The organism is Streptomyces sp. NPDC002896, from assembly GCF_040295225.1.
In the GTDB taxonomy this organism is placed as follows: Bacteria; Actinomycetota; Actinomycetes; order Streptomycetales; family Streptomycetaceae; genus Streptomyces.
Genome location: NZ_JBEOVA010000026.1, coordinates 83,751 through 96,180 on the forward strand (window position 1 = coordinate 83,751; position 12,430 = coordinate 96,180).

Sequence of the window (12,430 nt, forward strand, 5' to 3'; positions counted from 1 at the left end):
CGATGAGCCACTTGACCTGGGAGTACGAGGGCTACGACCCGGTACAGGAACGGCTGCGCGAATCCCTCTGCACCCTCGGCAACGGCTATTTTGCGACGCGGGGCGCTCTGCCCGAGTGCACGGCGGATGCCATCCACTACCCCGGCACTTACATCGCGGGCTGCTACAACCGTCTGAAGTCGGCCGTGGCCGGGCGGATCGTCGAGAACGAAGACGTCGTGAACACGCCCAACTGGCTGCCGCTGCGCTTCCGCATTCGCCCGGAGCGACCAGAGGGGTCGAATCCGTCGGGGACCTCAGACCGATCAGAGTGGTCCTCGCCGTCCGAGGACGGCGGGCGATCCGCGCGCTCCCCTGCCTCCTCGGTGCCCTCCGCGACCCTCGAGGCCACCGGGACCCTCCGGACCGCGGAAGCACTCCAGGCCGAGACCGAACACATGGGCTGGTTCACCCCGGAGACGCACAAGCTCGTATACCACCGCCGGACGCTGGACCTGGACTCCGGCACGCTCGAGCGTGTGTTCCGCTACGAGGACGAGCTGGGCCGGCGCCTCGCGGTGCGGCAGCTACGGCTCGTCCATATGTTCCAGCCGCATCTGGCCATGCTGCGCACCGAGTTCACCGCGGAGGGATGGGAAGGCGACCTCGAGGTCGAGTCCGCCATCGACGGGACGGTGGAGAACACAGGAGTCGAGCGGTACCGGCAGCTGAACACCCGCCATCTCACCCACGTCCACACCGGCTCGGCGGCCGAGGACACGGTGTGGCTGCGTTGCCGCACCAGCACCTCCGACATCCGCATCGGCATGGCGGCCCGTACGACCGCGGACACGCCGTGCGAGTCGGTCATCCGCCACGAGGACATGAAGGTCGTCCACGCCCTGCGCTTCCCGCTGGCTCCCGGGCGCACCGTCACCGTCGACAAGACAGTGGCCCTGCACACCTCCCGGGACCGAGCCATCAGCGACCCGCTGCACGCCGCGGTCGACCGGATCCGCCGCGCCCCGTCCGCCGACGCGCTTCGGACCTCCCAGTACACCGCCTGGCAGCAGCTGTGGAACATCGCGGAGCTGGACGTGCCGGGCGGCTCCGGCTCCATCCTGCGCCTGCACCTCTTCCACGTCCTGCAGACCCTGTCCCCGAACACCGCCGACATGGACGTCGGCGTGCCGGCCCGGGGTCTGCACGGAGAGGCCTACCGCGGGCACGTCTTCTGGGACGAGCTGTTCGTGCTGCCGTTTCTGAACCTGCACTTCCCCGAGGTCTCGCGGGCGATGCTCGACTACCGCCACCGCCGCCTCGAACGTGCCTGCTGGGCCGCCCGTGATGCCGGCCGCGCCGGAGCCATGTACCCGTGGCAGAGCGGCAGCGACGGCCGCGAGGAGACGCAGAAGCTGCATCTCAACCCACGCTCGGGCCGGTGGCTGCCGGACCACTCCCACCTCCAGCACCACGTCGGTTCGGCGATCGCGTACAACGTCTGGCAGTACTGCGAGGCCAGCGGCGACGCGGAGTTTCTGCACACCAAGGGCGCCGAGATGCTGCTGCAGATCGCGCGGTTCTGGGCGAGTTCCGCGACGTACGACGAGGCCATCGGCCGGTACCGGATCCGGGGTGTCGTCGGCCCCGACGAGTACCACGAGGCCTACCCGGGGGCGAAGGAACCGGGCCTGGACGACAACGCGTACACGAACGTCACCGCCGCCTGGGTCCTCGCGCGGGCGATCGACGTGCTGAACCTCCTGCCCGAACCGCGCCGCCGCCAGCTCGTCGAACGCATCGGTCTTGAACCGGAGGAACCCGACCTGTGGGAGGACGTCTCCCGCAAGCTGCACGTGCCCTTCCACGCGGGCGTGATCAGCCAGTTCGAGGGCTTCGGCGAGCTCGCCGAGCTTGACTGGGAGGGCTACCGCAGGCGCTACGGGGACATCCGGCGCCTCGACCGGATCCTGGAGGCCGAGGGCGACTCGGTCAACCACTACCAGGTCTCCAAGCAGGCCGACGTGCTGATGCTCGGCTACCTCTTCCCGCCCGCCGAAATCCAGGGACTCTTCCGCAGGCTCGGCTACGACCTGACCGAGGACGACTGGCACCGCACGGTCGACTACTACCTGCACCGCACCAGCCACGGCTCCACGCTCAGCAGCCTCGTCCACGGCTGGGTGCTCGCCCGCGTACGGCGCGCGGAGGCGTGGATGTACTGCCAGGAGGCGCTGGCCGGGGACATCGCGGACGTCCAGGGCGGGACCACGGGCGAGGGCATCCACCTCGGCGCCATGGCCGGCACCCTCGACTTCGTCCAGCGCGGACTGACCGGCCTGGAGACCCGGCGCGGCGCCCTGTGCCTGGACCCGGTGCCGCTCCCGGAGCTGTCCGAGTACGGCTTCGCGGTGCGCTACCAGGGCCACTGGGGTGTGCGGTTCGTGCTGCGCTCGGGACAGCTGGAGGTGACGGTGCCGGAATCCGACCGGGATCCGATCGACATCACTCTGCCGGACCGCACGGTGGCCGTGGCTCCCGGGGAGTCCGTCACGCTGATGTTGCCGCACGGGTGACCTGCGGTTTCTCCTGGGGCCGACCTGTCTCGGACCATCCTCCCGATGACGCGCACTCATGGATGGGGACCAGGCGCACATATGGATCAATCGTTAGAATTCCGGCATGGGAGAGCGGCCTGTCGCGCCCACTGCGCCTGAGCTCGTCATCGAGACCGACACGGGTTCGACCGTGATGACGCCGAGCCGGGACTATCTCGTCGGGCGCGACCCGATGAGCGACATCGTCCTCGACGACGCCCGAGTCTCGTGGCACCACGCGGTGCTGCGGGCCGAGGCCGGGTGCTGGACGCTCGAGGACACGGGCAGCACGAACGGCACGTACACAGACGGTCAGCGGGTCCGCGTCCAGGGAGTGGGCCCGGGCAGCGTCATCCGCTTCGGTAACCCCGCCGACGGCCCCCGCGCCGTCCTCGTCGGCCGGAAAGCACCCGAGTACGACGCCGCTGGTCCTGCGCCCGGTTTCGAGGAGGCCGGGCCTGCGGCCCACGAGCGGCCGTCGGCCGTCATCACGCCCGCCGCCACCGGCACCTTCCGCAGTCCGACCACGGTCCGGCCGCTGCCCGCCCGCACCGTCCGGATCGGCCGCGCCGACGACAACGACCTGGTCGTCGACGACCTGGTCGTCTCACGCCGGCACGCCGAACTGCACGCCCACCACGACGGAACGTACGAGATCATCGACCTCGGCAGCCACAACGGCACGTTCCTCAACGGCCAGCCGGTCGACCACGCACAGGTCTCCGAGGGCGACATCGTGGGCATCGGGCACACGGCGTTCTGCCTCGTCGGCGACCAGCTGCAGGAGTACGTCGACACCGGCGAGGTCTCGCTGGACGTCCAGGACCTGACGGTCGCGGTCGACGAGGGCCGCCACACGCTCCTCGACGGCGTGTCCTTCCCTGTCAGCGAGAAGAGCCTGCTCGCCGTCGTGGGCCCCAGCGGCGCCGGGAAGTCCACGCTCCTCAACGCCCTGACGGGGCTGCGCCCCGCCGACCACGGCACGGTGCTGTACGACGGCCGCGACCTGTACCGCGACTACGCGGAGCTCCGCCAGCGCATCGGTCTCGTACCGCAGGACGACATCATGCACACGCAGCTGACCGTGCGCCGGGCGCTCGGTTACGCGGCCGAGCTGCGCTTCCCGCAGGACACCGCGCCGTCGGAACGGTGGGAGAGGGTCGACGAGGTCCTCCGCGAGCTCGGCCTGGACCAGCGCGCCGACCAGCCGATCCACAGCCTCTCGGGCGGCCAGCGCAAGCGGGTGAGCGTCGCGCTCGAACTGCTGACCAAGCCGTCGCTGCTCTTCCTCGACGAGCCGACGTCCGGACTCGACCCGGGCATGGACCGCTCGGTGATGCACATGCTGCGGGGGCTCGCCGACCACGGCCACACGGTCATCGTGGTCACGCACAGCGTCCTCAGCCTCGACGTGTGCGACCGGCTGCTGGTGCTCGCCCCGGGCGGCAGGGTCGCCTACTACGGCCCGCCGCGGGACGCCCTGCGCTTCTTCGGCTTCAGGCAGTGGCCGGAGGCCTTCGAGGCGTTCGAGAACGACCGCGGGCGCGACTGGGCCGAGAACTACCGGCGCTCGGCGTTCCACCCCGCGTACATCGGCGACTCCACGGCACAGCTGCGCGCGCCGCAGGCCGCCGGTGTCCCGGTCGTCGGAGCGCCGCCGAAGCCGCAGAGCTGGGGGGCTCAGCTGCGCACGCTGGTGCGGCGGTACGCGGCCGTGCTCAGCGCCGACCGGGTCTTCCTCGCCATCATGATCGCGGTGCCGTTCGTGATGGGTGTGATGGCGCGCGCTCTCGGCGGGAGCCGGCTGACCTCGGAGACCGCGATCAACGCGCTGCTCATCCTCTGCGTCGGCGCGGTCCTGACGGGTGCGTCCAACGCGGTGCGCGAGCTGGTCAAGGAACGCGTGATCTACGAGCGCGAGCGCGCGGTGGGGCTGTCCAGATCCGCGTATCTGATGTCCAAGGTCGTCGTGCTCGGCATCGTCACGGTGGCGCAGGCCGTCGTACTGACCCTGGTGGCGCTGTTCGGCGTCGATCTGAACGCGCCGCGCGACGACGGTGTGCTCATGCCGCCGCTGCTGGAGATCACCGCGGCCGTGGCATTGCTGGCGTTCACGTCGATGATGCTCGGTCTCCTGGTCTCCGCCCTGGTCCGCAAGGAGGAGGTGACGATGCCGCTGCTGGTGCTGCTCGCCATCGTCCAGGTCGTGTTCTGCGGTCTGCTGCTGGACCTGCACGGGGTTCCCGGGCTCGAGCAACTGGCGTGGCTGATGCCCTCCCGGTGGGCGGTGGCGGCGATGGCGGGAACCGTGGGGCTGGCCAGGACCGTGCCGGGCGATGTGACGGACGATCCGATGTTCGAGCACGCCGCAGGGACGTGGCTGTTGAACATGGGCATGCTCGTCGTTCTCGCGGCCGTCTTCGGATTTGCCGTCATGCGGCTGCTGCGGCAGCGCGAACCCGCCCTGATGCGGAAGTAGGAGCACAAGCGATGACCACTGCGGACTTCCGCCCCTCTCATGTGGTCCCCCAGGACGGACTGCCCGCCTGGGAGACCCCGGACGCCACGCGCCCGACGGCCGCGCTCGACGCGTTGCTGCCTGTCCAGCTGGTCGACCGGCGCGGCGACTGGGGCCGCATCGTCTGCTCCAACGGCTGGTCGGGCTGGGTCGACGGCCGGCTCCTGGTCGCCGTACCGCAGGAGCCGCCGGCCGCGAGCAGCCCGCTTGCCCGCACGGCGGACCCGCGGCCGCTGCTGGCCAGGGCCGAGGACCAGCTGGGCCGCTACCGGCGCGCGACGGAGGAGCTGATGGACGACCGCATCGACGGCGAGACCTTCCGCAGCCGCACCCGGGGCCTTCGCGTGGGGATGGTCGTCGACGGCGAGGGAGCCTGGCTGTACGACGCCGAACACGAGCGGTGGGTCTATAGCGACGGCACACATCTGAGTACGTATGCGGCCTCGGGCGAGCCCCGCGCCCACGCCGCGGAGAGCGAACCCGCCGGCAGCGCGGAGACGAGATCCGGGATCGAGTGGGCCGGGGGTGCGTACCCCGAAGGGTCGGCGGAGGCGGCGCGTGCGGTCGGGGACGAGCCGGGCGGGACGGTGCAGGGCGGCGACGTCCGTCGAGAACCGACCCGCGTGATCCCACCCGTGACGGACGATCCGGCGTCCTCGGGTGAGGGTCCGCCGGGTGGGCGCGCTTCATGAGTTCGGCATCGGACGACATGAGCGTGTACTCGGGCCGACCGTCCGGCCTGATCGGCAAGCAGATCGCGGGCTACCGGGTGGAGCGCGAGATCGGCCGCGGAGGCATGGCCGTCGTCTTCTGCGCCAAGGACCTGCGGCTCGACCGCACCGTCGCGCTCAAACTGCTCGCCCCCGAACTGGCCCGCAACGACACCTTCCGTCGCCGTTTCACGCACGAGTCCCGGGTGGCGGCCGCCATCGACCATCCCCACATCGTGCCGATCTTCGAGGCCGGTGAGACCGAAGGCGTCCTGTACATCGCCATGCGCTACGTCTCGGGCGTCGACCTGCGGGCCATGCTCGACCGCGACGGCGCGCTCCCCGCCGCGACCGCCATCCGCATCGCCGGCCAGGTGGCGTCCGCCCTCGACGCCGCGCATGAACACAACCTGGTCCACCGGGACGTCAAGCCCGGCAACATCCTGGTCGCCAAGGGCACCGACAGCGAACATCCCGAGCACGTCTACCTCACGGACTTCGGGCTGACCAAGAAGTCCCTGTCGCTCACCGGGTTCACCACCGTGGGCGAGTTCGTCGGCACGCTCGACTACGTGGCGCCGGAGCAGATCTCGGGCCGCCCCGTGGACGGCAGGTGCGACGTCTACAGCCTCGCCTGCGTCGTCTACGAGACCCTCACAGGGAAGCCGCCCTTCCAGCGCGAGGAGGACATGGCGCTGCTCTGGGCGCACCAGTACGACCAGCCGCCTCCACTGACCGAGAAGCAACCGGACCTGCCGCCCGCCGTCGACGGCGTCATGGCCAAGGCCCTGGCCAAGACTCCGGACGACCGCTACGGTTCCTGCCTCGAGTTCGTGGCCGCACTGCGTGCCGCGGCGACGGCCCCCGGCAAAGGCGGCCATGCGCCGACCGAGGTCGACATGCGGATCGTGGCGGTGCCCGCACACCCGGGGCCGCCCCCGGAACCTCCCCGTTGGGCCCGGCCGGTCTTCCCGCATCTGCCTCGCTAGCCGCGGCGTCGCCCGTGCGGCCGGCGGCCGGCGGCCTCGGTCTGCTGTCGGTCCGGCCCAATTAGCCGGAGAATTCTGGTATTTGACGCTCTGTGATCAAAGGTCTCAACTTCATGGCGTGTTCATGCCATGGCATGCATGCGCCATGCAGATATCTTGATCGCGGCCGCTGATCGCCCGAGGATCGTCAACGCTCTCTCCGCCTGCTCACGCCCCTGACCGTCGACCGACGGCCGCTTCGGCGTGCGCGGGTGACCCGCAACGCCGTACTTGCACCACTCACGTTTCCGACACCCCAAGGCGGGCCACCCCCGCCGACGTAGTCAAGGAGACCCGTGGCAAGGAAGAGAAGACCGTTGCAGATGGCCCTCGCGGCCCTGACCTCGCTCGTGGTGATACCGCTCACCGGCGGCACCGCGTTCGCCCAGCCGGATCCCTCGGGCATCAGCGTGGTCGAGCAGAAGGCCGAAGCCGAACTCCTCGACCAGCTCGAGGACAAGAAGAAGGTCACTTTCTGGATAGAGCTCGACAGCGACGCCGACCTCCAGGCGGCGGCCAAGGCCACCACCAAGGCCAAGATGGCCGCAGAGGTCTACCAGGCGAAGAAGCAGCACGCCAAGGAGTCCCAGGCGGACGTGGTGGAACTGCTGAAGTCGGCGGACGTCGACTACACCTCCTACTGGATCGACAACTCCATCAAGGTCGTCGGCGGCGAAGAACTCGTCGAGAAGCTCGCCGAACTCCCCGAAGTCGAGGGGATCAGCGCGGACGACGAGATCACGATCGACGAACCGATCAAGGGCGACACCGAGCCCACGGTCGACGCCGTCGAGTGGAACATCGACCGCATCAACGCGCCCAAGGTCTGGAGCGATCTCGGGGTGCGCGGTGAGGGCATCGTCATCGCCAACATCGACACCGGTGTCCAGTACGACCACCCGGCGGTCAAGAACCAGTACCGCGGCCTGAACGGCGACGGCACCTACGACCACAACTACAGCTGGTTCGACCCGGCCTCCGTCTGCTCCACCGCCGCACCCTGCGACAACAACGGCCACGGCACCCACACGATGGGCACGATGGTCGGTGACGACGGCGCCGACAACAAGATCGGCGTCGCTCCCGGCGCCAAGTGGATCGCCGCCAAGGGCTGCGAGTCCAACTCCTGCTCCCGCGAATCCCTCCTCGCCTCCGGGCAGTGGATCGTCGCGCCCACCGACCTCACCGGCGCCAACCCACGCCCGGACCTCGCCCCCGACGTGGTGAACAACTCCTGGGGCGCCAACACCTACGACGCCTGGTACTCGGAGGTCGTGTCCGCCTGGCGCGCCGCCGGCATCTTCCCGGCGTTCTCCAACGGCAACGCAGGACCGTCCTGCAACACCGCCGGTTCGCCCGGCTCGTACGTGAGCAGCTACAGCTCCGGTGCGTTCGACAGCAGCAACGTCATCGCCAGCTTCTCCGCCCGCGGCTCGGGCGAGAACGGGGCGATCAAGCCGAACCTCGCAGCCCCGGGCGTCAACATCCGCTCCAGCGTCGCCGGCGGCGGCTACGCCTCGTACAACGGCACATCGATGGCGTCCCCGCACACCGCGGCCACCGTCGCGCTGATGTGGTCGGCGGCCCCCGCCATCGCGGGCGACATCGCCCAGACCGAGGCGCTGCTCGACGGGACCGCCATCGACGTCGACAACACCACCTGCGGTGGCACCGCGGCCGACAACAACGTCTTCGGTGAGGGCCGGCTCGACGCGTTCGCTGCCGTCTCCGCCACCCCGCGCGGGGCGACCGGCGGACTGAAGGGCACGGTCACCTCCGGGGGCGAGGCTCTCGGTGGCGCGAAGGTCGTCGTGGACGGCCCGATCGACCGCACCGTCAACACCGCGTCGGACGGCACCTTCGCCCTGCCCGTGCTCTCCGTCGGCGACTACACGGTCACCGTCACGAAGTTCGGCTACCTCAAGGGCACCGGCGATGTGAAGATCGCCGAAGGCGAGACCGCCACCCGTGACATCGCGGTGGAGCAGGCCCCGTCGGCGAAGCTCTCCGGAACCGTCACCTCGTACACGGGACCCGTGGCCGGCGCCACCGTCACCGTGGAGGACACCCCCGTGACCGCCACCGCGGACACCAAGGGCCACTACGAGGTGACCCTGCCGCTGGGCGAGTACGACCTGACCGCGTCCGGCCCCTCCAAGTGCACCACCGAGGGCGCCGCGCAAGCCGCGGTGAACAACGACACCACCGCGGACATCGCCCTGCCGGACGTCGTCGACACCTTCGGGTACGCGTGCGTGGCCGCCAAGGACGACTACGTCGCGGGCACGGACAAGACCACGCTGACCGGCGACACCGCGACGCTCGCCGTCACCCTGCCCTTCCCGGTCCCGCTGTACGGCAAGACCTACACGTCCGGGTGGGTCAGCACCAACGGCGCGCTGATGTTCGCCTCCAGCTCGACCACGGCCGCCAACAACACGATCCCGCGCACGACCACGCCCAACGCGGCGCTGTACCCGTTCTGGGACGACCTGGTCGTGCCCGCGAGCACCGCGGGCGTCTACACCGGTGTCATCGGCACCGCCCCGCACCGCTCGTTCGTCGTCGAGTGGCGCAACGTCGCCCACTACTCGGCCCAGTCCGAGCCGTTCTCGTTCTCCGCGGTCATCGGTGAGGACGGCAAGATCTCCTACCACTACAAGGACATCGCCGGCATCAGCTACGAGTCGGGCTCCAGCGCCACCATCGGTGCGGAGAACGCCACGGGCACCGACGGCTTCCAGTACTCGTACAACACGGGCGGCACTCTCTCCGACGGTCTCGGTATCGGCTTCCGCACGACCAAGACCGGCGTGGTGCGCGGTTCCGTGCTCGACGCCAACGACGGCAAGGCCGTCGGCGGTGCCACGGTCACCGTGGGCACGGGCAGCACGGCCGTCACCGCCACCACCGGGACGGACGGCGCCTACCTCGTCCAGGCCCCGGCGGGCGACACCTCGGTGAAGCTCACCGCTCCCGCCTATCAGTCGGCCGAGAAGGCCGTGAAGCTGGAGGCAGGTGGCGTCGAGTCGGTCTCGGACTCGCTGAAGACCGGCAAGGTGGCAGTCGCCAAGGAGGCGTACGAGATCGTCGTCCCCGAGGGCGAGAAGCGCGAGCGCAGCTTCGCGCTCGCCAACTCCGGCTCGCCGACGGCGTTCACGGTCACCGAGGACGCGTCGTGGCTGTCGGTCAGCCTGGCCGACGGAAACCTCGACGCGGGTGCGAACGCCTCCGGCACGCTCTCCGTCGACACGGCCGGACACGAGCCGGGCGAGGTGCTCACCGCCGACGTCCAGGTGAAGTCCGACAGCGGCCGCGCACCGGTGGTCACCGTGCCGGTGAAGGTCGTCGTGCCCCGCTACCAGGCCGCGCTCGACACGGGCGCGTCGGGCGAGGCAGTCGTGGACGCTCTCGGCGACACCTGGCAGCCGGACCAGGAGTACGCGGCAGGTTCCTTCGGCTTCCAGGGCACGTCCAGCACCAGGTCGACGAGCAACGCCATCACCGGCACCGACGAACCGGAGCTCTTCCAGAACGCGCGGGAGGGCATGTACGAGTACCGGTTCGACAATGTGCCCAACGGCGTCTACACGGTGGAGCTCGACTTCGCCGAGCTGTCCACCACCAAGCCGACCAAGCGGGTCTTCGACGTCCTCGCCGAGGACACCGAGGTGGTGTCGTCCCTGGACATCGCGCTCGAGGCCGGCACCTACAAGGCGGTGAAGCGCACGGTCACCGTCACCGTCACCGACGGCGTGCTCGACGTGCGGTTCGTGGCGAGCGCCGGGAAGCCGCTCGTCAACGCGATCCGCGTCACCGACCGGCCTGACAAGGCCTGACGGGACGACGGAAGGGCCGACGAAAAGGCCGACCAAAGGGCCTGTCCCGCCGCAGGGCGGGGCAGGTCCCTCGTCGTTCCCGCCGCGGGTTCAGGCCCGGTGCGCCGCGGTGGGGCGGCCGGCGGCCCGGACCTCGCCCCGACGATGGACCGGCCGGGCGAGCAGGCCGCCCAGAAAGCCGCCGATGAACCCCCACAGCACGGCGAAGCCGAGTGCGGTCCACAGCTGGGGGCGCAGCGACACCTCTCCGGAAAGCCCTCCGCCGAGGTCGCCGATGCCCAGGACCGACAGGGCGAAGTGCGCCGAGACCCGCCCGAGGAGACAGATCGTGAGCACCGTCAGGGCGAGGGCCACCGCCATGTGCACCCCGTGCTGCCAGGCCCGCATATGGGCCGGTGACCGGGCCGCCATCAGGAAGGCGCAGGCCAGGACGAGGATCCCGGCGGCGACCGCCAGCCACCACCAGCGGCCGTCGATCTCCGTGAGGCTGCGCAGGTTCAGGGTGGAATCGTCTGCGTTGCGCAGCACGGTGTCCAGCGCATGCGGCATGGGCAGTTCGAACGGCTGCCCTTCGACCCGGCCCTCCCAGGACGCGCCGAGACCGACGGTGAGGGCGAGCCACATCAGGTTCGGCAGGCAGAGCAGGACCACGGCGAGCTTGTCGGCGGCACCTCCCTGGGCCGCCGCCGAGACCAGCCCGATGACCGCTCCCAGGGCGACACACACCAGCAGCATGACGACCATCGCGAATGCGGCCGGCCGCACCGATTCCTGGAAGCGCAGCAGACGGGCCGGAAGAGGCGCCCTGCGGGACACCAGCAGAGTCAGTACGAACAGGCCGACCAGCCACAGCAGACCGAAGAGAAGAGTGAGGGGCAGATCCGTCTCGAACCCGATCCTGGGCGAGATGTCCAGCAGCTCACCGATGTCGCTGAGCGTCTCGCTCCCCGCGGGCACGGCGAACGTCTGACGTGCGAGGAACGACAGGCCGACGAGGGCCAGGACCCACAGGACCGCGAGGCGGCCGCCCCACCCGGCCAGTTCGCGGGCCCCCGCGACCGCACGGTGACGCAGCGGCCGGAGGATCCCGGCGGCGATCACAAGGGCACCGGCGACCGTCACCGACAGCGGGACCACGGACATATCCGCACGCGTCTCGGCGAGCGCACCGGCATCACCCGAGAAACGTACGGAGCCGCCGACCGCCATCACTACGACGCCCGCCACGACACGGGGGAACGCCGCGCCCGGAAGGCCGGCCGCGCCGGCAGCCCACAGGCCGAGTGCCGCGACGACGGCCATGACGAGGAACCCGGCGAGCACCACCACGAGGGCCTCGACCCAGCCGTGGCGGGCCTGACGGTTGCCGAAGGCGCTCCTCCGCCGGTCGGAGGCATGCTGGGCGCCTGCCCGGTCGGTCGGTGTCTCGCGGCTCACGCTGTCACGCTAAGCAGCACGTCGCCGACCCGCCCCTCGGGAGAGCCGACCGCGTCGACTTGCGGGCCCCGCAGAGCGAGCGCACACAATGGATATGCAGAGGGAAGAGTGGCGCATGGCCTTCTGGCCGCATGGTTCGCAGCCTTCCCCGGCCGGTTGCCGGCCTGGGGTGCGGGTTTGCGGGCCGTGTCCGGGCTTCCGGGCGTATCCGGGCTTCTGGTCGTAACCGGGCTTCTGGTCGTATCGGGGCTTCTGGCCGCATCCGGGCTTCTGCGTCGCAGGACCTCTGCTGCGGAGGACCGTTCCGCCTCCTCGGGACGCT

General features: G+C 70.2%; 6 protein-coding genes. 5 read left to right on the forward strand and 1 reads right to left on the reverse strand.

What is annotated here, in order from left to right:
* Positions 1-2: 2 nt before the first annotated feature.
* The 5 genes from ABT009_RS35155 (at position 3) to ABT009_RS35175 (ending at position 10,671) form a co-directional block, all read left to right on the forward strand.
* Positions 3-2,555, forward strand: coding sequence for a glycoside hydrolase family 65 protein (locus tag ABT009_RS35155; protein ID WP_351304477.1), 2,553 nt, complete (start codon positions 3-5; stop codon positions 2,553-2,555).
* Between the two features lie 106 nt (positions 2,556-2,661).
* Positions 2,662-5,055, forward strand: coding sequence for an ABC transporter ATP-binding protein/permease (locus ABT009_RS35160; RefSeq protein WP_351304480.1), 2,394 nt, complete (start codon positions 2,662-2,664; stop codon positions 5,053-5,055).
* 11 nt (positions 5,056-5,066) lie between these two features.
* Positions 5,067-5,786: an SH3 domain-containing protein gene (locus ABT009_RS35165; protein WP_351304483.1), complete on the forward strand. Its 720-nt coding sequence runs from the start codon at positions 5,067-5,069 to the stop codon at positions 5,784-5,786.
* On the forward strand, positions 5,783-6,793 hold the full coding sequence (locus ABT009_RS35170; protein ID WP_351304485.1) for a serine/threonine-protein kinase: 1,011 nt from the start codon (positions 5,783-5,785) through the stop codon (positions 6,791-6,793). Before ABT009_RS35165 ends, ABT009_RS35170 begins: the two co-directional genes overlap by 4 nt.
* Before the next feature lie 335 nt (positions 6,794-7,128).
* Positions 7,129-10,671 carry a S8 family serine peptidase gene (locus tag ABT009_RS35175; protein ID WP_351304488.1) on the forward strand — a complete coding sequence of 1,181 codons (3,543 nt, stop codon included), beginning with the start codon at positions 7,129-7,131 and terminating at the stop codon, positions 10,669-10,671.
* A 90-nt stretch (positions 10,672-10,761) separates the two neighbouring features.
* On the opposite strand, the gene ABT009_RS35180 is transcribed toward ABT009_RS35175, so the two are convergent.
* Positions 10,762-12,108, reverse strand: coding sequence for a streptophobe family protein (locus ABT009_RS35180; protein ID WP_351304491.1), 1,347 nt, complete (start codon positions 12,106-12,108; stop codon positions 10,762-10,764).
* Between the last annotated feature and the right edge of the window lie 322 nt (positions 12,109-12,430).